Raw genomic sequence first — 22841 nt, 5'->3', positions numbered from 1 at the left:
AAATAAAATACCTCCCCCTTGATACTCCAGAATAAAATGCGAAAAATCCGTCCATACTTTTCAGTAGATAAAGATAATAGTTTTGGAGGCTGCGCAAATGGAGAGAGATTTAGAGAGCATTTATAGGGAGTTAAAAATAGTAAAAAGCAAGGAACTTGAAGCGTGTAATATAGAGCTCGACAGCCAAAACAACAATATGGTCGTGAGAAAGGCGTTATTAGTGTATAAACATGAACTTCTCGAGTGTTTAGAAATGTACGACCTTTATCTCGATAAAAAAGAAACGCTTTTTTTATAATGAAAGGCTCCTTTTAAAAGGGGCCTTTTTCTATTCATTGTTTCAGGAAAACTAAATCATACTAAAATCAGCCCAAATAGCAAACAACGCTACTAATTTTAGTGATGACAGGGTGGTAACCAATGTTCAATCTCACTATAATAGAAGAGTTGAATGCCATAAATAGGAGTGCAAAACATGAAATCCATTTTTTTCGACCTAGACGATACCCTCTACGACCAACTGCAGCCTTTCCAAGCTGCGTATAATAAAACCTTTTCTACTATGAACGAGATTCCAGTCCTAGATCTTTTTAAAAAAAGCCGCGAGTATAGTGATAAAGTGTTCACACTGACAGAATCCGGTGAAATGTCATTAGAAAAGATGCATCAATATCGAATGATGAACGCCTTTAAAGATTTCGGATATACCATTACAACAGATGAAGCAGATGCCTTTCAGAAAGAATACAAAGCGCATCAATATAAGGTCACCCTTATTCCAGAAATGAAGAACATCCTTCATTACCTAAGCAGTAAGGGCGTCTCTGTTTTTGTAACCACTAATGGACCCTCAGACCATCAATGGTTAAAATTAGAATCATTGAATCTATTCGATTGGATCCCAAAGAACCATATCTATATCTCTAGCGAAGTGGGCTATGCCAAGCCTCACAAAGAATTCTTTGAGTATGTTAATCAGAACACGAATACAACCCATATGGATTCTTATATGGTTGGGGATTCATTTGAGAACGACATAATCGGTGCCCATCAAGCAGGCTGGAGCTCGATCTGGTTGAATACCAAGAACAAAGCAAGATCTATTGAATATATACATCCAACCTATGAGACAAATTCCTATTCACAGCTTGAAGAGCTGATAAAACTACTTTTTTAGGTTCCCATTTTTACAGGGGCTCAAACTTAAAAGGAACCTACTTCTATAACAAGTAATAAACGCAGTCCTTTACTAACTGCCAAAAACCACGTCTCTCAAAAATAGGACGTGGTTTTCAGTTATACATGACGGCAAATGGAAATAATAGTAGAGGTACGCAAGAAGTCACGCTATTTTTTTACCACCCTTGGTTAAGTTGGGTATAATCATAGATGATTAGATCAAGGAGGACTATACATGAACGAGATCATCTCAATTGTTGTTCCGATGTATTTTGAAGAGGAAGTGGCACTTGAGTGTTATAACCGATTAAAAGAAGTTATGGACAATCATAAAATAAACTATGAGTTTATATTCGTTAACGACGGCAGTACAGATAAGACCATTGATATTTTAAAAGAGATTGCGATGCAGGATCATCGGGCAAAGGTGATTAACTTTGCTAGAAATTTTGGTCATCAAAATGCGGTGACAGCTGGAATCGACTATGCATGCGGTGATGCCATTGTCATCATTGACGCTGACCTGCAAGACCCGCCTGAATTGATTCCACAGCTGATTGAGAAATGGAAGGAAGGCTATGAGGTTGTATACGCTAAGCGAAAGGCACGAAAAGGAGAAACTTTTTTCAAGCTTATGACAGCCAAAACATTTTACCGATTCTTAAATTATATGTCTGACATCGATATCCCAACGGATACGGGGGATTTTCGGATTATCGATCGAAAAGTAGCAGACGTATTTAAAAATATGACCGAAAGAAATCGGTTTATCCGTGGTATGGTTACATGGATCGGATTCCGCCAGACCTACATAGAATACGAACGGGACGAACGGTTCGCCGGGGTTACCAAATATCCACTGAAAAAAATGGTCAAATTTGCGTCTGATGGGATTTTTTCTTTTTCATCCAGACCACTAAGGATCGTAACTGGACTTGGATTATGTACTGTCTTCATTTCTATTGGTTTACTTTTATATTCCATCATCGTCAAATTATTCGGAAAGCCAATCGAAGCTGGCTGGACCTCCTTAATGGTCGCCATTTCCTTTTTTAGTGGGATCCAGTTATTAGGACTTGGGATTATTGGTCAATATATCGCCCGAATCTATGATGAAAGTAAAAATCGACCTAACTACATCGTCAAAGAAACATTGAACATGGATCATCTTTCTAATTATCGAGAAAAAGAAAATCAAAAGTTGAAAATTTAAGCTAATGTAAATAGTTGAAAAAGGCCTTGCTGTTTGGCCTAGCATAGATAGCATTCGTTTCAATAATAATTTGATTATTATTAAGTTATCAAATTAATGTAACTGTGCGATGGCTGTGGTGATTAGCTGCTTCTGGCCATCAGTTTTAAATAGGCGGACTGCAACAAAAGGAGAACCATCTTTTTTGGATGGTTCTCCTTTTGTGCAAACTCCACTCCTATTTATTGCTCCAAAAATAGCTCCTAAATCTAGTATTTCCTATGAAAGATTAGTCTGCTTTTTACCGGCCATAACCGAGCAAATTACTAAAATTATCAGAATACCTAAACAAACAAAAATACTTAATCGGTTTTCCTTACTGAAGGCAAATGCCGTACAACTAATAATCAACGCCACTGCCGTAAAGGCGGTCACATAAGGAAACCCCCATACTCGAAAATGAGGCAGTTTCCGGTATGTTTTACGAAGCTTGACCTGCGCCAAACAGATTGCAATCCAAACCACTGAGACCGTAAACCCTGGTATTGCCATCAAATACCCAAATACACGATCTGGTGAAAAGTACGCAACAAACGTCCCCCCAACAAGAACGACAGCACTCAAGATCACACTGTATAACGGCACCCCGTTTTTAGCCAAAAATGAAAACTGTTTCGGTGCTTCCCCTTCTGCTGCTAAGGAATATAACATCCGAGTACAGCCATAGATACCTGAGTTTGCTGCAGACAATACAGCGGTAATAAGGACAAAATTCATAATATGGGCAGAACCAGGAAATCCAACCGCAGATAACACTTGGACGAACGGACTATCCTGATTACCGACTTCGTTCCATGGAATTAACCCACAAATGATCAAGATAGGGACTGTATAGAATATCACAATCCTCCAAATGACTCCTTTAATCACCTTAGGTAAAACCTTTTCGGCATCCTTTGTTTCTGTTAACGTCAATCCAATCAGTTCTGAACCACCATAAGAAAAGATAACAATTAACAGGGCAGAGAACACGCCTGACCAGCCGTTCGGAAAGAACCCCTGATGCTGCGAATAGTTTTGCAGGTAGTGAGTTTCATTGCTTGGGATTATTCCTAATAGAATACCGGCACCTAGGATAATAAATAAAACAATCATGGTAATTTTAATACCTGCGAACCAAAATTCGAACTCACCGTACTTCTTAACATTCATAAAGTTGATAGCCACAATAAAAATCGCGCTAATAAAGCTTAATGACCATAAAGACATCGAAGGAAACCAGTACTGCAGAAAGCTTCCTGCTGCTATTACCTCAATCACACAAACGGTGAGCCACATGAAACAGTACAGCCACCCAATGACAAAGGATACTTTAGCTCCAAATGCTAATCGAATAAATCCTTTCATATTCAGCCCAGGATAGGCAATGGCCATTTCGGCAATGGCACTCATGACAACAAGCAGCAATATGCCTGCGAAAAGATAGGAAAATATAACAGCGGGCCCCGCAATCGATACAGTTTCCGATGTCCCTTTAAAAATACCTGTGCCAATAGCTCCCCCGATTGCCATCAATCGGATATGCCGTGGCAACAATCTTTTTTGTAATTCCAATATAGTTTCCTCCTATTTAATATAACTTTTTAAAGGGTCGCTCATTTACCGCGATGGGTGGCTGGGCACTCCCTCGGGCAATGAAAATCGCCCAACAAATACAAAAAGTCCCTACTGATCAAATCAGTAGGGACGACTTTTTATCGCGGTACCACCCTAGTTGCAGACAAAGTCTGCCACTCGACTTTGTTAACGGTCCATCGACCGTCTTTCCCTCATAAAGGTCCACTTTATTTCGAAAAAGATGCTCAGGGACTGAAATTTATCCTTATCTTTGTACTGATTCGCACCTTCCATCAGCTCTCTAAAAACAGTGAGATAAGTACTACTAATATTCCCTTCATTGCTCAATTATGTAAATTTTAAAGAAGTAGTTCCAAATTTCAAGTATGTTCTGTATTATAGAATTTGAATTATTATTCTGTCAATAATTTTTCAAAATAATATATTAGGATAGATTTATGCCAGCAACTCCTATAGCTTACTACTAAAAAAGGTGTTAAAATGAATCAAATCCAACAAGAAGGAGCACATATAATGCAACAAAAAATATCCTTTTCAACCTACGCAGTGATTGGTACCATGCTGTTCGGAATGTTCTTTGGTGCAGGAAACTTAATTTTCCCTATCCAAATGGGACAACTTGCAGGAACAAACTTTTGGCCGGCTTTAATCGGCTTCCTCGTTACAGCAATAGGCCTCCCGTTTATTGGCATTTTGGCATTTGGTTTATCTGGAAGCAGCGGACTACGTGACTTAGCAGGCCGTGTCCATCCAGTATTCGGCATCGTCTTTGCAATGGCTCTGTACCTAACCATTGGACCATTTTTCGCGATTCCGCGTACCGCAACCGTACCATTTGTGGTTGGTTTCGAACCATTTATTAATCCAGAGCACACCAGTTTATATCTTGGGCTCTTTAGCTTCCTGTTTTTTGCCATTGTTTATTATTTCTCATTAAATCCAGCTAAAATTATCGACTATATTGGAAAATATCTAACACCGGCATTTTTAATTTTTTTATTCTTCTTAATTATTATTGCGATCGTCAAGCCGATGGGACACTTCGATAAGCCGACAGGCGACTATAACGGATTGGCTTTTATTACGGGCTTTAAAGAAGGATATAATACGATGGATGCCCTCGCATCACTAGCTTTCGGGATTGTTGTCATCAATGCCATTAAGGGACAAGGAATCACCGACACGAAGACGATTGCTAAAGCAACTTGGAAATCAGGTATCTTCGCCATGGCACTAATGATGCTGATTTACGGCCTCATCACCTATATGGGGGCGTCAAGCGTATCGGCTATCGGTACATTCGATAATGGCGGGTTGATCTTCGCAAAGGTTGCTCAGCATTATTTCGGACCATTCGGTGCGATTTTACTTGCAATTATTATTGTACTAGCATGTTTAAAAACTAGCATTGGGCTTATTACATCGTGCAGTGAATTTTTCAATAGTGTTTTTCCAAAAGTAAGCTATAAAATGTTCGTACTAGTCCTATGCTTGGTATCATTTATCATCGCCAACTTTGGCTTAAACAATATTATTCAATTTGCAGTGCCGGTACTAATGTTATTGTATCCTTTAGCGATTGTTCTGATTTTGTTGGCGCTCAGTTCATCATTATTCAAACATAAACAAAGTGTCTATGCTGCGTCTATGTTACTTACTTTTTGTGTTAGTTTCTTCGACGGTTACAGCACATTAGCAGCCAGCTTACCAGGAGCGACTAACGCATTGTTCGAATCAATTAAAGCTGCCTATATTGAGTATTTACCGCTTTACAGTATTGGGCTTGGCTGGATTTTACCTGCTGTAGTTGGTGCGATTATCGGTTATTTTTGGCCAACGAGCTCTAAAAAAGTGGCTATTAATTAATAGTAATCAATGGATGTCCCAAAAGGGGCATCTTTTTTAGTTCAAAAGAAGTCTTCAGATTTAACCGTTGGCCTTTGTGGGGTTTTTAAACTAATAAAAATGTTTATTTTGCATGTGAAGATGAAAAGATCTAGTCCGAGCTCTACGCAGGTCTTTATATCCACCTTTCGCTTGGTGTCCTAAAGAACTAACGATTATCACAGTTGAAAATAAGAGTAATAGCTTCTTCAATTTAGATGAACATTCCTTCTATTATCATATAGTTTAAAAGTTTACACCCAAATCTAGTTGCTATTCAATAGTTTTTTTGTAATTTATCTAAATAATTCGAACCTTTGCACTAGACTGTCATCAATGAAGTAAAGAAACTCCCCATCTTTGTTAGACGGGGAGTTTCTTTAAAGTGGAGCAAATTTATTTTTCTGTTACTTTATAGCAGCAACCGCTTTTTCAAGATTAGCCCATTTTTTTTCAGTGGACTCAAGAATTGGCCATCTTATAACAAACTAACTATTAGATTTTTGTTGTGCAAGGTTTGCTGCTGTGCCTGCGGCAGTCAAATCAACTTGAAGCTGCTCACTCAACTCATGGGGATGATAGTATCCCTTTGCCATCATAAAGTTGGTAATCGTTTCATGGGTTTGAATGGCATCTCGTAACTGTTCTCTTAACACCGTTCGTAATTCTGGAGTAGCCGCTTCGGTGAGAGCAACGGTATAGTTTCGAACCCCTGCTTTCGCAGCGATTAAAAAGTCGGTGGCAATCACCTGTTCCGTCATACCGCCCATCCCCATTAAATTTTGAATAAATCCGTTCATGACTGTGCCTCCCGATTGGTTAACAATGACTGTAATTGTTCTAGATGCCGCTGTCCTAACGTTACCTCATTTGCTACTTAAAGGAAATTACCAAGGGCGGAGCGGACATCGTCATTGATGCAGTGGGGATGGACGGTAAATGGACACCGATGGAATTTCTGGCAAGCGGGCTAAAGCTTCATGGTGGAGCAATGGGTGCCATTGTCATTGCCAGTCAGGCAGTTCGAAAGGCTGGCACGATTCAAATTACCGGTGTCTATGGCGGGCGTTATAATGGTTTCCCACTAGGAGATTTATTCCAGCGAAATATCGACATAAAAGCCGGACAAGCACCCGTTATCCCTTATATGCCTTTTCTTTACGATTTATTCTCATCCGGAAAAATCGACCCAAGTGATGTAGTCACACATGTCCTCCCATTAGATCAAGCAAAGCATGGATATGAAGTGTTCGATACCAGAACTGAAGATTGTATCAAAGTAGTGTTAAAACCATAGGCACGGGTAAGCACGGGGACGGTTCTCATGCTTCGGAAGCATGAGAACCGTCCCCGTGCTTACCGTTTTCCCCGCGCTCCCCTGGATTAACTTGGTGTCTAACTGGGTAAACATTCTATGCTCGATGATTTGATGAACAAGGGGGAAAGCTGAGCATGGAAAGAAACAAAACGATTATGCAATTTTTCGAATGGCATTTAGAGCCGGATGGTGAGCATTGGAACCGTTTGAAGGAACTGGCCCCGCAATTAAAAGAACAAGGCATCTCCTCTATCTGGATACCTCCAGTCACAAAAGCGTCTTCTCCGGAGAATAATGGCTATGCTCCCTACGATTTATATGATCTGGGTGAATTTAATCAAAAAGGATCGACCCGGACAAAGTACGGAACGAAACAGGAACTTATGGAAGCCATATCCGCCTGCCACAATCTTGGCATCAATGTCTATGTAGATGTCGTCATGAACCATAAAGCAGGTGCTGACGAAACTCAAATTTTTAAAGCAGTTGAAGTCAACGAAGAGAACCGGACGGAAGATATTTCCGAACCCTTTGAAATAGAAGGCTGGACCAAGTTCACCTTTCCAGGGCGGGCAGGGAAATATTCTTCTTTTCAATGGGGATTTGAGCATTTTAACGGAACTGATTGTGATGAAAAAACAGGGAATTTAGGAATCTATCGAATTTTAGGAGAACACAAGAATTGGAGCAGCAACGTCGATCACGAATTCGGCAATTATGACTATTTAATGTTTGCCAATATTGACTATAACCATCCCGAAGTCAAAAAGGAAATGATTAAATGGGGCAAATGGCTTGCCGACACCCTGAATTGTGATGGATACCGTCTCGATGCCATCAAGCATATCAACCATGATTTTATTCGAGAGTTTGTAAATGAAATGCGTAAACACCGCGGCGAGGATTTCTATATCGTAGGGGAATTCTGGAAACATGATTTGCATGCCTGCCAGGTATTCCTTGATCGTGTCGACAATCATATTAATTTGTTTGATGTTGCCCTGCATTATAAATTGCACCAAGCCTCCAATGAAGGAGCAGATTTTGATTTAACCCGCCTATTCGAGGATACCCTAGTCAACTCCCATCCACAAAAGGCGGTTACCTTTGTGGATAATCATGACACCCAACCCCAGGAATCACTGGAATCATGGGTCCAAGACTGGTTTAAGCCAAGCGCTTATGCTTTGATTCTACTAAGGCAAGAGGGAAATCCATGTATTTTCTATGGCGATTATTACGGAATCAAAGGCCCAGAGCCTGCAGAAGGAAAAAAGGAAATTTTGGATTCCCTGCTTTTCGCCCGCTATCATAAAGCCTACGGAGAACAGCACGATTACTTCGACCATCCAAATACAATTGGCTGGGTTCGGCTAGGTGTAAAAGACTTGAAACATTCCGGATGTGCGGTTGTCATTTCCAATGGAGATGATGGTGAGAAAAGAATGTACGTTGGGGCGAGGAAGGCTGGCGAAACATGGGTAGACCTGACCAACTCAAGGGATGAGCAAATCATCATTGAAGAAGATGGATATGCGACTTTTCCGGTTAATGGAGGAGGCGTTTCGGTTTGGTCTTGTGCTTCTAAAGAGTAAGAAAAAGGGCTGTCACTTGAGATTTCATTTCAGGAGAACAGCCTTTTTATTTTTCCAACTGTATACGAAAACTTTTTACGCCGGGTAGTTTTCTTGTTTTACAGGCGTTTTGAAAGTTGATTTCAATTTTGGCAGCGAGAGGATGATGGTTCCAAGAACAATCGTCAAAGCACCTGTACCAGACACCCAGGAAAGAGCTTCATGATAGAAAACAACTCCTAGCAGCAGCGCAAGAATCGGTGAAACAAAAAGCCAGGTCGACGGGAAAACCGGGTTCGTTTTCGAGACCAGCCAGTAATAAAGACTATGCCCGAGCATGGAGCCAAATACAATCAAATAAAGAGAAGAACCAATCGCTGCCGGACTGATCATTGCCTCTACATGGATGTCTTCTGTCAATAGGGACAATAACATTAACAGAATCCCACCATGCATCATTTGCACTGCATTCAAAGCAATGGGGGATACCTTTTCAAATTGATGGATTACCTTTTTTGAATAGATTGTTCCAGATGCATAAAACACTTCACCCACAATAATCAAAAGACAGCCGCCCAACACAAAAGAATCCATATGAAAAGTAAAGCTCGGCAGGATAAGGAGAAACACCCCCACGATTCCGACAAGACAGCCAATAAAGGCACTTAAGTTGGCCTTCGTCCTCAAAATAAACGTTTGGATGAGCAAAATCATCATCGGCCCGGTGGCAGATAAGACCGCTGCCGTTCCCGATGGGACAAATTGCTCTGCCCAATAAAGGGTAGCAAATGTACCAAAAGTTAACCCAATCCCTGTCAACAGCATCTCCTTACGAAAAAACAAGCCAAATGTGGTCTTTCTCTTGATGACCATAATCGCAAACAAAACCAAACCGGCTATAAAAAAGCGAATGCCCGCTGAGAAAAACGGCGGAACCCCCGCATCAATCCCGATCTTTATCGCAAGAAAGGTCGTACTAAAAATCAAACACATCAACAAATAACCAATCAAAACCATTCCCATTCCCCCTTTGCTCCATTATAGAGGAAGGAGACTAGAACAGATGAAGAGGTACAGACCAGATTTGTAAGCAAAGGGACGGTTCTCATGCTTCCGAAGCATGAGAACCGTCCCTTTGCGTCTTTCGTCTATATAATCGGAAATCTAATTTCAACTGTTGTCCCTTGATTTTCGACACTTTTTATTGTAATCGTTCCATTATGCTGTCTGATGATTCTAAAGCATAACATTAACCCTAGGCCCGTTCCTTTTTCTTTGTTGCTATAGAAAGGCTCTCCCAGCCTTTTGAGGCGTTCTTCGCTAATCCCCATGCCAGTATCGATAATTTTTATCAGGACATGTTGCTCTTCTAAACTTCCAACAATTTTAATACTGCCTTCATTTTCCACTGCTTCCATACTGTTTCTAATAAGATTAATGAAAACCTGTTTGACTTGATTCACATCACACATAATAGGTGGGAGCGACTGGTCATATTCCTGATAGATTCGAATATTTTGTAGATTGGCTTGCGGAAGGAACAATGTCTCAATATCTTGAAGAATGGATTTCAGATCATACTTTTTCAATTTGAATGGCTGCGGTTTAGCCAAGTTTAAAAATTCTTGAAGAATATCCTCAATCCGTTGAAACTCCTCGTAGATAACGTTAAAATATTCGGGTTTGTGTACCCCTTGCTGGAACAACTGTATAAATCCTTTTATGGATGTAATCGGGTTTCGGATTTCATGCGCAACACTAGCCGCCAGTTCTCCTACTATGGCTAATTTCTCTGATTGAGCTAATTGTTCTTCTGTTCTTTTTTTATCGGTAATATCGCGTCCCACTATGATAAAATGATTGATTACACCATTACTGCCGAAAACAGGTGTACCAATTCCCTCAATTAATACCCAGTGGCCATCAGCATGTAAAAAACGTGCTTCCATTCGTACCGAAGGGTCCTTATTTAAGACCTGTTGATATCGTTCCATGACTTGGTCCCTGTCTTCAGGGTGAATTAATCGAAAAGAGCTCTTCCCCTTATAGGATTTTGTTGGGGTACCGAGTACACCTCCAAGTGAAGGAGATGCATATAAAATCTTCCCACGGCTATCCAACAGCATAAGGATATCACTCATATTCTCCGTAATGAGCCGATACCTGGACTCGTTTTCCCGTAATGATCTCTCTGCTTGCTTTCGTGCCGTTATATCAATACAAGATCCGATGACCTCAATAACTTCTCCGCCTTTTTTGATCGGGCGTAAACTCGCAAAATAATCAATTCCATTAATTTGGTCTTCATAATGAACCAGTTCTTCCCCATCCCACGCCCTCTGATAATAGGTTGTTTTATTCAAGGCCTGTTCCAAAGAAAGAAATTCATCTAATCGTTTACCCACGACTTGAGCAGGAATCAATCCCATCTGGTATAGCAATTCCCCATCACAAAGGGTGTGCACAAATTTACCGCCGATTCTTTTAAACTTAAAAATCATTCCCTGCTGCATTCGAACGGTATCTTCTAACTCTTTTTTCGCTTGATTTAATAACTCCTCATACCAAATACGATTCCTTGTATCCCTGGGGATACCGTGTTCATTTACCACTCGTTGAACCTCAGAAAGGCTTTCTTTTAGCTCCCCGGCCGGCATAGGTTTACTAAAAAAATATCCTTGCCCCTGATCGCACAAATGCTGTTGAAGAAAGATGAGCTGTTCCTTTGTTTCGACTCCTTCCGCCACAACCTTCAAGTTTAAATTGTGAGCGATGGAGATAATCGTCTTAACAATCGCCTCATCGTTCGGATTGTGGTGAAGTTCTCTAACAAAAGACTGATCAATTTTTAACGTATCAATTGGAAATTCCTTCAAATAATTCAAGGAACTATATCCTGTTCCAAAATCATCAATACTGATCGAAACGCCAAGTTTCTTTAGTTGTTGTAAGCATGAAATGGTATGTTCCATATCAGATTTTATACTTTCAGTTAATTCAACCTCTAAGTAGTGTGGTTCAAGCCCTGTTTTTTGCAGAACCTCTTCAATAGTTTTAACTATATTTGAATGACTAAACTGTTTTTGTGATAGATTAACAGAGACCACAGTGAAAAAACCTTCCTGCTGCCAATGGATCATCTGGTTACACACAGCCAATAGAACCCATTCTCCAATTGGGAGAATCAAACCGGTATCTTCGGCAAACCCAATAAACATTTCCGGTGATACCATTCCCCATTTTGGATGATTCCACCTAATTAACGCCTCTACACCCACTAGTTCACCTGTTCTTAAATCAAGCTTCGGCTGATAGTGGAGCAAAAACTGGTTCTGTTCAATCGCTTTTTGCAACTCAATTTTAATTTCACTAGGGACAACATCTTTATCTATAAAAAAATTTGATTCATTCACAAAATATACCCCATTGGATGTTGATAAAATTCTAAAAACATAGTGTAAGTTTATCATATTTATAAAATAAAATGGCTTCATATTTCCCTAATTTAAACAGTACTAAAGTAGGATTTTACCAATTTATTCATAAAGATAAGTAGATTAAATGTCGCGATAAGCAATGAGTCCAGATACAATAGAGTCATGCCAAAATCAACCCGGATGGAGGGAAGAAAATGAGAAAAGCTGATTACCTTTTTCAGCAAATTTATGATTATGTCACAAACCGCATCGAACTGGGCGAATGGAGAGAAGACGAAAAGCTTCCCTCGATTAGAAAATTAGCCGCGGACATGAATGTTCACCGTTTAACCGTATTAAAAGCCTACCAGCTTCTGAAACAGGAAAATAGAATCTATGCCAAAGATAAATCCGGCTATTATGTGCAATCTACTGAAAAGGAAATTCCTGAAAACCCCATGGTCTCTGCCTATGGGCAAAAGAATTACCTATCAGAAATCCATCAAATACCCGTTTCCTATCAATTTTCTCAGGCACTAATTGACCCCAATTTATTGCCGAATCGTTATATCTCTGATTATGTAAAAAAAGTGTTTGACCTCTACCCAAAGGTCCTGTCGACCTACTCCACCGTGCAGGGCGACGAGGAGCTCCGAAAATCACTTTCCAACTATTTCAATCAGCAGTTTAAAACAACGACAAATCCGGATCAGCTAATAATTACTGCTGGTTCTCAGCAGGCCATTCATCTGATTGCTCAAGCGTTTGTGAAAGCCAGAGATACGATTCTTCTGGAACGGCCGAGCTACAGTTCAGCCATTGATGTATTTACAGCCCAAGGAGCCAATATTGTCACAATCGATATTCATCCATACGGGTACGATTTAGAAGAGATTGAATTTATTTTTAAAAAGCACAGACCTCGTTTGTTCTATTTGAATCCAACCTTCCATAATCCAACGGGATACACGGTCCCAGCAGAACAACGGAAGCAATTAGTGCAGTTAGCTGAGGAATACCGCTGTCTCTTGGTGGAAGATGACGCCTACTATGACATTTATTTTGACCAAGAGCCGCCGCCGCCCATGTACACCTATGATACATCAGGTATGGTCATCTATATTAAAAGTTTTTGCAAATATATCTCACCTGGATTGAGAGTTGCCTTTCTGATGACCAGTGAGCCTTCTGTCATGAAATCACTGCTGTCTGTAAAATCGTTAGTGGATAATGGCTCGCCGCTGCTCAATCAAAAGATTTTTCTTCATTATTATTCATCGTCAAGACTGCAGCAGCATGTGGAAAAATTACGAATTGCGTTACAGATCCGCAAGGAAATCATGGAGGAAGAGCTGTCAGTCACGGATTGGCAATGGACCAGCCCAAATGGCGGCTTGAATTTATGGGTACAGCTTCCCAGCCACCTTTTAACAGAAGAGTTGTTAACCAAGAGCTTAGAGCACTCGATATCCTTTGTTCCCGGGCAAATTTGTGATCCCCTAAAGGAACCATCTTCATGGCTGCGGTTAAGTTATTCATTTGCCAGCGAAGAACAAATTTCGGTGGGAACTAGGAAGTTTATTGATTTGGTACACTCTTCCCTGTGACTAAAAAACCTCATTCATCACCGGAAAGAGGTTTTTTAATTCTTATTAATATAAATTCAACATCCGCCCCAACAAAAAAATAAAAAAGCGTTTCTGTAAAATCAGAAACGCTCCTGGTAAAAATATGTTCTCTTTTATTATTTGAATTACTTAAATGGAATCTCTCCTAAAAACAGACTCCCTCTATGAAATTAACTAATCTCTCCGCCCACCGCTGCAATATCAGTTTCATTTAATACAGCAGCTTCAATGGATAGTTCCAGTCCCTTAACAATCAATTCAAGACTCATGCTTGGGTGTCCGGGGTTGCGGATAATCTGTTCCGGAAGGAAAGGAATATGGATAAAACCGCCTCGGATATCCTTGTCGCTGGTATCAAGAACATTCATCAGCCCATAGAAAAGATGGTTGCAGACAAATGTGCCCGCAGTATTCGAAACGGAAGCAGGGATTCCGTTTTCATTCATTAATTTCACCATTGCCTTGACCGGCAGTTTGGAGAAGTATGCGGCTGGTCCACCTGGAATAATTTCTGCATCGATTGGCTGATTATTCTCATTATCTGTGATTCTGGCATCGTCGACATTGATGGCTACCCGTTCAGGCGTGATCGTGGAACGTCCCCCTGCCTGTCCAACGCAGATGACCATGTCAGGATTAATTTCGTCTATCGATTCTATCAGACTGAAAATCGCCTTTCCGAAAACGGTTGGTATTTCCCTTGTGACCACTTCGTACCCTGTAATTTCTTTTCCGTTTAACAGCTTTACTGCTTCGAGCGCCGGATTGACGGGCTCTCCTCCAAACGGCTCAAAACCGGTAACAAGTATCTTTTTCATAGCAAATTCCCTTTCTCCTAGTTATTAAAAATGATATACCAAGAAATACATCAATAAGATGTTGATCACCAAGAGTGGTATTGCAATCGGCAACTGTGCCTTGATGACGGCGTTTTTATCCTTAAGATCCAATAGCATCGCTGGCACAATATTGAAATTGGCTGCCATCGGTGTCATCAACGTTCCACAATAACCTGCGAACATGCCAATTGCCGCCATGATGGCCGGATTTCCTCCATGCATGTGCACAATCAACGGCAGACCTATTCCGCCTGTTATGACGGCAAACGCAGCAAAAGCATTGCCCATAATGACTGTAAACAGCGCCATACCAATACAATAAGCAGCAACCGCGACAAATGGAATATTGGTTGGAAGTACATCGCTTACCATTTTAGAAACGACCTCGCCAACGCCGGCCTTAGCAAAAATGGCACCAAGCGCTGCTAGCATTTGTGGTAAAATGATCGCCCAGCCAACGGCCTGCATTAACCGGCTTCCCTCGTGCAAAGCAGTAGACGGTTTCGCTTTTGTAAGCAGCTGTGCGACAAGATAAGCGAGAATGGTGCTGAGACCAAGCGCAATCAACGTAACCATCGCTGGATCAACCAAATGTATTTTTCCAAAATGAATTTTTCCAAGAGTTAAAGACCCGATGATCGTGAAAACTGGAATGACCAATGCGGGAATGAAGACCTTGCCCTGTAATCGTGAGGCATGCCGATCCCTTTCCTCTTTCGGAGCCTCGTCCTGGTTTCCACTTTTCACCTTACCGATCGCAGCAATGACGACCATAGCTAGTACAAGGTACCCGACTACGATTGGAGGAACAAGCTTACCAAATAAGAATGTGAAGGCAAAGATTCCCCAAAACAAAGTAGAACCAATGCGGCTCGGATGTTTTTTATCCATCGCTACCCGGACCGCTACAAATGCAGTAATAATCCCGAGCAGATCATAAATATATTCCAGTGTAATGATATTCATTGTCGGTCTCCTCCCTAGGCGATCTTGTTTTTCTCTCTCTTTGTCATCTCACGTTGAATTCGTTTATCCATCTTGCGGAAACGCCACGCAGAAAGTGAGAAAGCTGATATCGCGGTAGGAATACCCCAAAGGGCCATATCCCAGACGCCCACATGCATGCCTACTGAATCGAAATATCCCTTCATCAATAAAATCGCTCCGGTTGCAATGAAAATGTCTTCTCCGAAAAACCAGCCAACATTTTCAGATGCTGCTGCATGGGCTTTAATGTCGTCCTGGAGCTTTTCTGGAAGTTCCCCATGTTTCGCTGTTGCTGCCCCTTCTGCCATTGGTGCGACAAGCGGCCGGACTGTTTGCGGATGTCCGCCAATGTTAAGGCCAAGCGACGCGCTCAATTCGCGAATAAGCAAATAGGACATTAACACCTTACCGGCTGTTGCTCCCTTTGCCTTTTTTATAAGAACCTCTGCCCTTTCTTTCAGGCCATGACGCTCTAATAATCCAATTACTGGTAAACTAAGAATGATAGGCAAAGACATATAACGGTTATCGATAAAGACCTGGCCAAATTGAGTCATGACCTGATTAAAGGACATGTCAGAAACTAAGCCTGTCACCACACCGGCTGTCATGACAACCAGCAGGGTGTTCAGACGAAAACCGAACCCAACCGCTACTAGTAAGATTCCAATCAGTTTTATCATGGTATCATCTCCCCTTTAGGTAAGTTCTGCTTAGTAAAACAAATCCGCACTCATTACCTGCCTGCGGCCTGTACGTTTACATCAGAAGTGATAAGTAATTCTCGGATTTGGCGGGCAAAACTTAAGGCATGCGGGCCGTCACCGTGAATACATACTGTTTCTCCTTGTATGTTTACCTCTACCCCTTGTTGGGACCGTACTTTTCCTTCTTTCACCATGCGAATGACCTGGTCAATCGCTAATTTGTCGTCCGTAATCATTGCGCCCGGCTGCCGTCTTGGTGTCAGCGAACCATCTTGATGATAAGTTCTGTCAGCAAATACTTCACTTGCCGTACGGAGACCGATAGCTTGTCCGGCTTTCACTAGTTCACTGCCCGAAAGGCCGAATAAAATCAAGTCGGAATCTACTTTGTAAACGGCTTGTGCGATTGCGTCCGACAGCTCCCTGCTTTTTGCAGCCATATTATAAAGAGCACCATGCGGTTTTACATGCTGCATTTTGCCGCCTTCTGCTTTCACAAATCCATAAAGTGCGCCAATTTGATACACGGTCATGTCGAAGGCTTCCTGAGGGGAAATGCCCATATTCCGGCGCCCGAAACCAACCAAATCAGGTAGTCCGGGATGTGCGCCAATGGCAACGTCCTTCTCCAAAGCAAGTGTAACCATTTTTCGCATGACACCCGGATCACCTGCATGAAAACCGCAGGCGATATTGGCAGAAGTGACATAGTCGAGAATTTCCTCATCTGTCCCCATCTTGTATGCTCCAAAGCTTTCTCCCATGTCGCAGTTCAAGTCAACTCGATACAATTTAAATCCCCCTCTTTTCTCCTTCATTTTCCTCTCATACAGACTTAAAGTAACTATCCACACAAAAAGGAACCTAGTTCCGAATTAAGGAATTTTAGTTTTAAAAATTAAATCCATTCTATCATAATATAAAATATCTGAGTAGCCAGTAATCCCAAAATGTTCAAAACAGTCTTACTTTTAGGATTTTTAACTTGTTTTTTATTTTCTGACAACTATAATATTATTATAATCCATTTTTTAAAACATTAGTTCCGAATATCGAAACAATTGGAGGTTTTAGAATGAGTTGTTCTATCACTGAAGCGATCATAAAACCTTTAGGTGATTCGGCACTGATTGTACAGCTTGGTGATGAACTAAACCCGGCTACTCACCAAAAAGTTCAAGCTTTATCAGCTTTGTTAGATCATCCATTTGATGGTTTTATTGAATCAGTACCTGCTTTCACTAATATAACGATTTATTACAATCCAGTAGTTGTGCATCATTCCATTATGAATAACGATAAAAATCACGATTCTCCTATGACTCCTTTTCAAAAGATTCGTTTGGTTGTGAATGGCTTACTGCAGCAAATGGACGAAAAGCAAGTTTTTGGAGGAAGACTTGTAGAGATACCTGTCCTATATGGCGGAGAATATGGTCCGGATTTGGATGAAGTAGCCTCTTTTCACAAGATGTCAGCCGAAGAAGTCATTCGATTACACACAAAAAATGAATGTTTAGTCTATATGTTAGGATTTGCTCCCGGTTTTCCATTTATGGGAGGAATGGATGAAAGAATTGCAACACCCCGGAAGAAGAGTCCACGGGCTTCCATCGTACCTGGTTCCGTAGGAATAGCCGGAAAACAAACAGGAATTTATCCACTAGAAACACCAGGAGGCTGGCAAATTATCGGCCGAACTCCCTTAGATTTATTTCAGCCTCACCTTACTCCGCCTACTTTGCTTCAAGCCGGAGATCGGATTAAATTCGTTCAACTCTCCCCAGAACAATATAAGGATATAAGGAGTAAAACAAATGACTGTTAGGGTACTTCATCCAGGAATGCTTACCACGATCCAAGACTTAGGAAGATATGGTTATCAAAAATATGGTGTGATTGTCAGCGGAGCGATGGATCACTATTCATTCAGGGCAGCCAATTTTCTAGTAGGAAATAAAGAAAATGAAGGTGCCCTCGAAATTACTTTATTAGGCACCTCTCTTTTATTTGAGAGAGATATGGTCATTGCCATTACTGGCGGGGATTTATTGGCTGTCATTGATGATAAAAAAGCATTAACGTGGCGCCCGATATTGGTGAAAAAAGGCTCTATTTTACAATTCAAATCCCCCTTAAAAGGCTGCAGAGCCTACGTAGCCTTTGCCGGCGGTATTGCTGTTCCAGATGTAATGGGAAGCAAGAGCACCTATCTTCGGGCAGGGATTGGCGGATTGAAAGGCAGGGCTTTGCAAAAAGAGGATATCATCGAAGTCAATGAAACGGATGAATTCAATCGGTTGTTATTCCATAAATTAGATGAATCAGGAAGCGACATGAACTGGTCTGTCAATTACAATAATCTAATCAATTTACAGCAAACGCAAACGATTCGTGTAATCAGAGGCACGGAGTTTGACCGTTTTGATGAAAAAAGTAAAAAAAGCCTGTTCAATGAACCATTTAAAGTAACAACCCAAGCAGATCGGATGGGATACCATATGGAAGGTCCGATCCTTTCTTTAACAGAGGAATTTCAATTATTGTCTGAAGGTGTAACACACGGAACCATTCAAGTTCCGCCAAGCGGTCATCCCATTATCTTAATGGCAGACCGTCAAACCACAGGCGGCTATCCAAAAATTGGCCAGATTATCTCTGCAGACTTACCAAGCATGGCACAACTGCAACCGACTGCAACGATCCATTTTAAGGAAGTTTCACATGAAGAGGCAGAAAATGAATTAGTAAAGAAAGAAAGAATATTAGAGGAGATAAAAGCAGGCTTTCGCTATAAAATACTCAACTAAAGAGTTGAAACCTGCTAATTTAAAATGAGTTAAAAATAAAAACATCCTCTATTTACTCCTGAAATAGGTGTAAAGAGGATGTTTTTTATGATGGAACATATCCTAAACTAGTTGATATTTTTGCAGCAGCTGTTTTTATTCTATCTGCAAAAATAGGGATGTTTTCGTTTTGATAATTCGCTTCAAGCCCCGCAATACTTAGACCAGCAATCACATCACCTTTATGATCGAAAATCGGTGCAGCAATGGCAGCAGTATGATCCTCTAACTCAGAATAACTTATCGTATATCCCTCTTTTTTCGCTAGGCTAACTTTCTTATATAACTCTTGTTTATCCGTAATCGTACCTCTCGCAAAAGGTCTTAACTCAACCGACTCCACATATGTTTGAATTTCTGAATCGGGTAAAAAAGATAGAATGACACGAGCACATGCCCCAGCATACAAAGGACTCTTTCTGCCAATTCCAGTATAGAGGCGCACTTTTTGATTTGTATCGATTTTTTCAATATAAATGGCTTCATCCCCTTGTCTGATAATGAGATTGATGGCTTCACCAATATCATCATGCAGCTCCTGCATAATGGGGAAGGAAATTTTCCGTATATCAAGTCTAGAGGAAACAAGATGGCCAAACTTAAGAAAGATAAGACCTAATCGATATTTAGAGTCCGGTCCTTTCTCTAAAAACTCCATTTCCTCTAAAGACATTAACATGCGATAGACAGATGTTTTCGGAATACCTGATAAATCAATAATCTCTTGAAAGGTTAATTGTGCATGATCTCTAAATAAATTTAAAAGATCCATTGAACGGACAACTGTTTTATTTTTATGGTTCATTCCTTGTCTCCTTCTGCAGATGATGCACTCTTTAAATGTAAAGGCTGAGCCGCTTAACGGGTTTTATCAAACTTCTTAATTCAACTTCATAAAAAACGAAAAGTGTAACCAACACTTTTTCTACTATAATATCAAATTTATGACAGACATAACAGGAGAATTAATTTGGACGCAAGGGGAAGCAAGGGGACGGTTCTCATGCTTCGGAAGCATGAGAACCGTCCCTTCGCTCCCCAAAAAAGAGATGGCCCAAACCAGGTTTGAGCCATCTGCCATAGGTTAAACAGTCATATTTACGTCTGCTTTTTTCGTGTTGGGGTACTTGATAGGACGAACAAAACGAATGACAGAAAGCGAAGCAAACACGGCCAGTCCGCCTGCTAATAAAAAGGCTGACGTGAATGAACCAGATTGATCCACTAAGTACCCTGTTAATGCCGGTCCTATGATTCCAGCGGTGTTAGCCAAAAAGTGCATAAATCCACCCACTGATCCAACACTGCCTGGCTCGACAACATCCTGGACGATGGCCCAGTAAATGGCACCCGTCAGGTATAGAAAGAAAACCGAAAGCGCTACCAACGTTACAGCACTGACAGTTGTTGTGACAAGTCCGGCACATCCGATACAAACAGCTGAAATAAATAAACAAGTGACAAGCACAACTTTTCTTGAGAATAGAACACCTTTGTTGGTAAACTTTTTAAAAACAAAATCTGAAACAAATCCGCCAGAGGCAAGACCGATGAATCCTACAATCCATGGAATCATGGTAATCACACTCATATCCTTCACATCCATATGGCGGGCATCTACTAAATAACTTGGGAACCATGTTAAGAAGAAGAACAAGATATAGTTATAGGAAAAGAACGCAAATGCTGTAAATAGCACTGTTTTTTGTTTTAGATAAAAAGTTAATGGACGTCTTTCATGTAAAACCTGATCCGCTTTTACCACTGCCGCCTTTTTCGCAGTCGCAGCTGGCTTTTCTTTTACAAATTTCCACCATGACAATGCCCAAACAAGACCGATGACCATGATAAGTAGAAAGGAAATCTTCCAGCTGAAGGTAATCGCGATGAAGCCAACAATCGGTCCAGAAATCGCACCCCCAAGTGGTGTTCCACTATTCGCCAAACCAACCGCAGAAGCACGTTGGTCAGCCGGAAACCAGTTATTGACCATCTTGCTGATCGTTGCCGAAAGCGGGCCTTCCCCCATTCCGAATAAAATACGAATGACAATTAAACTAGTAAATCCCACAGCTAAGGCAATCGCCCCACTAAATAAAGACCAAACGATCATCGCAACGAACAAAGTAAGTTTCGCACCGTATTTATCAGACGCCATTCCGCCAATAAAGTTGAAAATCGCATATCCAACAGAAAAACTACTAAAAATAATTCCCATTTGGGTGGCCGATAAGTGCAAGTCTTCCTTTATAAACGGAGCCCCAATCGACAATGCAGAACGGTCTAAATAATTAATGACGCCGGCTAAGAATAATAACAACAGGATAGGCAATTTATCTTTCGAAAACATTTTGGCTAACATTCATATTCCCCCTAGAATCTTGTCAACGCTTTCAAATTTCCTTTTTTTTAAAAATCCAATCCCTGTGCGAACGACTCCCCAGTCATTCGCACTCCCATCTTTGTTCATCAGCAGCACTTAAACTCCCGAATAGGCTAAAAAACCTCCATCCACTGGTACCGTGATCCCTGTGATAAACCCGGAATACTCTTCATCTAATAGCCAGAGCATGGTCCCTATTAAATCTTCCGGTTTCCCAAACCGTTTCATAGGGGTTCCCGTAATAATTTTTTTCGAACGTGCGGTATAGCTTCCATCTTCGTTCAGCAGCAGCTTTTCATTTTGGTTTGTCAGGAAGAATCCCGGTGCAACCGCATTAACTCGTAAGCCCTTTTCGGCAAAATGAACCGCCATCCACATCGTAAAGTTATTAATCGATGCTTTCGCTGCACTGTATGCAGGAACCTTTGTCATTGGCGCATAAGCACTCATCGATGAAAAATTAATAATGACAGGGGCCTGTGCCTCCAGCAAGGATTTCCCAAATACCTGACTGGCTAGAAAAGACCCTATAAAGTTACTGTCAAACACCTGAGAAAAACCCTTTGGATCTAATTCAAAAAATGACTGCCCGCTCCCGTTTTCTTCATAGGTTTCAGGACCCGTTATCGCGTCAGGGTGATTGCCTCCTGCACCATTAATTAAAATATCAACACTTCCAAATGATTCAAGGATGATGTCTCGAGCGTTCTCAAGGGAGTTCTTTTCCAGAACGTCAGCTGCAATCGCTATCGCTGTGCCCCCTGACTGAACAATTTCCTCCACTACCTTTTGTCCTTTTTCAGCAGTTCGATTTAATATCGCTACTTTCACGCCATGGCGGGCAAGTTCACGCGCCATCTCTGAACATAAGACACCGCTGCCGCCCGTAATGACGGCCACCCTGCCATTTAGATTTTTATGAATGGGGAGCATTGTAGTTCACCTGCTTCCTTTTGAGTTTGGTAGGCATCCCATAAACCAAGTAAATACATGATCCCTAAAGCACGGTCATACAGCCCGTATCCCGGGCGGCAATCTTCGCCCCAAATGTGGCGTCCATGGTCGGGTCTTACATAGCCCTGATAATTTTGTTTGTTTAATTCTCCCATAACACCTTTAATATTAATAGAACCATCCTGTGTATAATGGGAGGTTTCTACAAAGTCACCATTTTCATAGATTTTCACATTACGAATATGGGCGAATGGTGAACGATAAGCATATTTCTTTGCAATTTGCACCATATC

The 22841-nt window shown here is 41.1% G+C and carries 20 protein-coding genes, 1 pseudogene and 1 other annotated feature; of the genes and pseudogenes, 9 read left to right on the top strand and 12 right to left on the bottom strand.

What is annotated here, in order from left to right:
* Nucleotides 1–97 precede the first annotated feature (97 nt).
* The 3 genes from V7266_RS26730 (at nt 98) to V7266_RS26720 (ending at nt 2392) form a co-directional block, all read left to right on the top strand.
* Nucleotides 98–298 carry a hypothetical protein gene (locus V7266_RS26730; protein ID WP_335472255.1) on the top strand — a complete coding sequence of 67 codons (201 nt, stop codon included), beginning with the start codon at nt 98–100 and terminating at the stop codon, nt 296–298.
* A 177-nt stretch (nt 299–475) separates the two neighbouring features.
* The gene (locus V7266_RS26725) at nt 476–1177 is read left to right on the top strand and encodes an HAD family hydrolase (RefSeq protein WP_335472254.1); all 702 of its coding nucleotides are present in this window, start codon (nt 476–478) and stop codon (nt 1175–1177) included.
* 237 nt (nt 1178–1414) lie between these two features.
* Nucleotides 1415–2392: a glycosyltransferase family 2 protein gene (locus V7266_RS26720; protein WP_335472253.1), complete on the top strand. Its 978-nt coding sequence runs from the start codon at nt 1415–1417 to the stop codon at nt 2390–2392.
* Nucleotides 2393–2650: 258 nt separating this feature from the next.
* Here the strand turns inward: V7266_RS26720 and V7266_RS26715 are convergent, their stop codons facing one another.
* Nucleotides 2651–3943: an amino acid permease gene (locus V7266_RS26715; RefSeq protein ID WP_335472257.1), complete on the bottom strand. Its 1293-nt coding sequence runs from the start codon at nt 3941–3943 to the stop codon at nt 2651–2653.
* Nucleotides 3944–4110: 167 nt separating this feature from the next.
* Nucleotides 4111–4338 (bottom strand) — a binding site (T-box leader).
* Between the two features lie 184 nt (nt 4339–4522).
* On the opposite strand from V7266_RS26715, the gene brnQ reads away from it, so the two are divergent.
* Nucleotides 4523–5875: a branched-chain amino acid transport system II carrier protein gene (gene brnQ, locus V7266_RS26710; protein WP_335472252.1), complete on the top strand. Its 1353-nt coding sequence runs from the start codon at nt 4523–4525 to the stop codon at nt 5873–5875.
* Nucleotides 5876–6381: 506 nt separating this feature from the next.
* Here the strand turns inward: brnQ and V7266_RS26705 are convergent.
* Nucleotides 6382–6693, bottom strand: coding sequence for a spore coat protein (locus V7266_RS26705; RefSeq protein WP_335472251.1), 312 nt, complete (start codon nt 6691–6693; stop codon nt 6382–6384).
* A gap of 74 nt (nt 6694–6767) precedes the next feature.
* Between V7266_RS26705 and V7266_RS26700 the strand changes: the two are divergent.
* Together V7266_RS26700 and V7266_RS26695 are read left to right on the top strand one after the other, a co-directional pair.
* Nucleotides 6768–7190, top strand: a pseudogene (locus tag V7266_RS26700) (glutathione-dependent formaldehyde dehydrogenase); the annotation flags it as partial.
* 155 nt (nt 7191–7345) lie between these two features.
* Nucleotides 7346–8806 carry an alpha-amylase gene (locus V7266_RS26695; protein ID WP_335472250.1) on the top strand — a complete coding sequence of 487 codons (1461 nt, stop codon included), beginning with the start codon at nt 7346–7348 and terminating at the stop codon, nt 8804–8806.
* Between the two features lie 75 nt (nt 8807–8881).
* On the opposite strand, the gene V7266_RS26690 is transcribed toward V7266_RS26695, so the two are convergent.
* A complete protein-coding gene (locus tag V7266_RS26690; protein ID WP_335472249.1) occupies nt 8882–9802 on the bottom strand; it encodes a DMT family transporter in 921 nt (306 codons plus the stop codon).
* Between the two features lie 131 nt (nt 9803–9933).
* Entirely contained in the window at nt 9934–12198 is a 2265-nt protein-coding gene (locus tag V7266_RS26685) for an EAL domain-containing protein (protein ID WP_335472248.1), read from the bottom strand.
* A gap of 218 nt (nt 12199–12416) precedes the next feature.
* Here V7266_RS26685 and V7266_RS26680 point away from each other — a divergent pair, with 218 nt between their 5' ends.
* The gene (locus V7266_RS26680) at nt 12417–13808 is read left to right on the top strand and encodes a PLP-dependent aminotransferase family protein (RefSeq protein ID WP_335472247.1); all 1392 of its coding nucleotides are present in this window, start codon (nt 12417–12419) and stop codon (nt 13806–13808) included.
* Between the two features lie 191 nt (nt 13809–13999).
* Here the strand turns inward: V7266_RS26680 and pcp are convergent, their stop codons facing one another.
* The 4 genes from pcp to V7266_RS26660 are packed head-to-tail and all read right to left on the bottom strand — an operon-like array spanning nt 14000 to nt 17153.
* On the bottom strand, nt 14000–14647 hold the full coding sequence (gene pcp, locus V7266_RS26675; protein ID WP_335472246.1) for a pyroglutamyl-peptidase I: 648 nt from the start codon (nt 14645–14647) through the stop codon (nt 14000–14002).
* Nucleotides 14648–14671: 24 nt separating this feature from the next.
* Nucleotides 14672–15634: a DUF979 domain-containing protein gene (locus tag V7266_RS26670; protein ID WP_335472245.1), complete on the bottom strand. Its 963-nt coding sequence runs from the start codon at nt 15632–15634 to the stop codon at nt 14672–14674.
* 14 nt (nt 15635–15648) lie between these two features.
* Nucleotides 15649–16338 carry a DUF969 domain-containing protein gene (locus V7266_RS26665; protein WP_335472244.1) on the bottom strand — a complete coding sequence of 230 codons (690 nt, stop codon included), beginning with the start codon at nt 16336–16338 and terminating at the stop codon, nt 15649–15651.
* 53 nt (nt 16339–16391) lie between these two features.
* Nucleotides 16392–17153: a LamB/YcsF family protein gene (locus V7266_RS26660; protein WP_335472243.1), complete on the bottom strand. Its 762-nt coding sequence runs from the start codon at nt 17151–17153 to the stop codon at nt 16392–16394.
* 284 nt (nt 17154–17437) lie between these two features.
* Here V7266_RS26660 and pxpB point away from each other — a divergent pair, with 284 nt between their 5' ends.
* Both pxpB and V7266_RS26650 read left to right on the top strand, forming a co-directional pair.
* Nucleotides 17438–18190, top strand: coding sequence for a 5-oxoprolinase subunit PxpB (gene pxpB, locus V7266_RS26655; RefSeq protein WP_335472242.1), 753 nt, complete (start codon nt 17438–17440; stop codon nt 18188–18190).
* Nucleotides 18180–19172 carry a biotin-dependent carboxyltransferase family protein gene (locus V7266_RS26650; protein ID WP_335472241.1) on the top strand — a complete coding sequence of 331 codons (993 nt, stop codon included), beginning with the start codon at nt 18180–18182 and terminating at the stop codon, nt 19170–19172. Before pxpB ends, V7266_RS26650 begins: the two co-directional genes overlap by 11 nt.
* Nucleotides 19173–19257: 85 nt before the next feature.
* Here V7266_RS26650 and V7266_RS26645 read toward each other — a convergent pair whose 3' ends face one another.
* From V7266_RS26645 to V7266_RS26630, 4 genes are all read right to left on the bottom strand, one after another.
* Nucleotides 19258–20016, bottom strand: coding sequence for an IclR family transcriptional regulator (locus V7266_RS26645; RefSeq protein WP_335472240.1), 759 nt, complete (start codon nt 20014–20016; stop codon nt 19258–19260).
* A 279-nt stretch (nt 20017–20295) separates the two neighbouring features.
* Nucleotides 20296–21561 carry an MFS transporter gene (locus V7266_RS26640; RefSeq protein WP_335472256.1) on the bottom strand — a complete coding sequence of 422 codons (1266 nt, stop codon included), beginning with the start codon at nt 21559–21561 and terminating at the stop codon, nt 20296–20298.
* A 129-nt stretch (nt 21562–21690) separates the two neighbouring features.
* Nucleotides 21691–22527, bottom strand: coding sequence for an SDR family oxidoreductase (locus V7266_RS26635; RefSeq protein WP_335472239.1), 837 nt, complete (start codon nt 22525–22527; stop codon nt 21691–21693).
* Nucleotides 22503–22841 (bottom strand): mannonate dehydratase (locus tag V7266_RS26630; protein ID WP_335472238.1); only part of this gene is annotated, 339 nt, incomplete at its 5' end. The genes V7266_RS26635 and V7266_RS26630, both read right to left, overlap by 25 nt.

It is taken from the genome of Neobacillus drentensis (assembly GCF_036965645.1).
Taxonomy (GTDB): Bacteria; Bacillota; Bacilli; order Bacillales; family Cytobacillaceae; genus Neobacillus; species Neobacillus drentensis_D.
Note: the sequence above shows the minus strand (reverse complement) of the source record. Positions and strands in the feature narration are given on the sequence as shown.

Excerpts from the sequence above, each read along its gene's own strand:
- V7266_RS26705 (WP_335472251.1), bottom strand. The coding sequence starts at position 6,693 with ATGAACGGATTTATTCAAAATTTAATGGGGATGGGCGGTATGACGGAA.
- pcp (WP_335472246.1), bottom strand. The coding sequence starts at position 14,647 with ATGAAAAAGATACTTGTTACCGGTTTTGAGCCGTTTGGAGGAGAGCCC.
- pxpB (WP_335472242.1), top strand. The coding sequence starts at position 17,438 with ATGAGTTGTTCTATCACTGAAGCGATCATAAAACCTTTAGGTGATTCG.
- V7266_RS26695 (WP_335472250.1), top strand. The coding sequence starts at position 7,346 with ATGGAAAGAAACAAAACGATTATGCAATTTTTCGAATGGCATTTAGAG.
- brnQ (WP_335472252.1), top strand. The coding sequence starts at position 4,523 with ATGCAACAAAAAATATCCTTTTCAACCTACGCAGTGATTGGTACCATG.
- V7266_RS26645 (WP_335472240.1), bottom strand. The coding sequence starts at position 20,016 with ATGAACCATAAAAATAAAACAGTTGTCCGTTCAATGGATCTTTTAAAT.
- V7266_RS26730 (WP_335472255.1), top strand. The coding sequence starts at position 98 with ATGGAGAGAGATTTAGAGAGCATTTATAGGGAGTTAAAAATAGTAAAA.
- V7266_RS26720 (WP_335472253.1), top strand. The coding sequence starts at position 1,415 with ATGAACGAGATCATCTCAATTGTTGTTCCGATGTATTTTGAAGAGGAA.
- V7266_RS26680 (WP_335472247.1), top strand. The coding sequence starts at position 12,417 with ATGAGAAAAGCTGATTACCTTTTTCAGCAAATTTATGATTATGTCACA.
- V7266_RS26650 (WP_335472241.1), top strand. The coding sequence starts at position 18,180 with ATGACTGTTAGGGTACTTCATCCAGGAATGCTTACCACGATCCAAGAC.
- V7266_RS26670 (WP_335472245.1), bottom strand. The coding sequence starts at position 15,634 with ATGAATATCATTACACTGGAATATATTTATGATCTGCTCGGGATTATT.
- V7266_RS26640 (WP_335472256.1), bottom strand. The coding sequence starts at position 21,561 with ATGTTTTCGAAAGATAAATTGCCTATCCTGTTGTTATTATTCTTAGCC.
- V7266_RS26715 (WP_335472257.1), bottom strand. The coding sequence starts at position 3,943 with ATGGCAATCGGGGGAGCTATTGGCACAGGTATTTTTAAAGGGACATCG.
- V7266_RS26725 (WP_335472254.1), top strand. The coding sequence starts at position 476 with ATGAAATCCATTTTTTTCGACCTAGACGATACCCTCTACGACCAACTG.
- V7266_RS26690 (WP_335472249.1), bottom strand. The coding sequence starts at position 9,802 with ATGGTTTTGATTGGTTATTTGTTGATGTGTTTGATTTTTAGTACGACC.
- V7266_RS26665 (WP_335472244.1), bottom strand. The coding sequence starts at position 16,338 with ATGATAAAACTGATTGGAATCTTACTAGTAGCGGTTGGGTTCGGTTTT.
- V7266_RS26635 (WP_335472239.1), bottom strand. The coding sequence starts at position 22,527 with ATGCTCCCCATTCATAAAAATCTAAATGGCAGGGTGGCCGTCATTACG.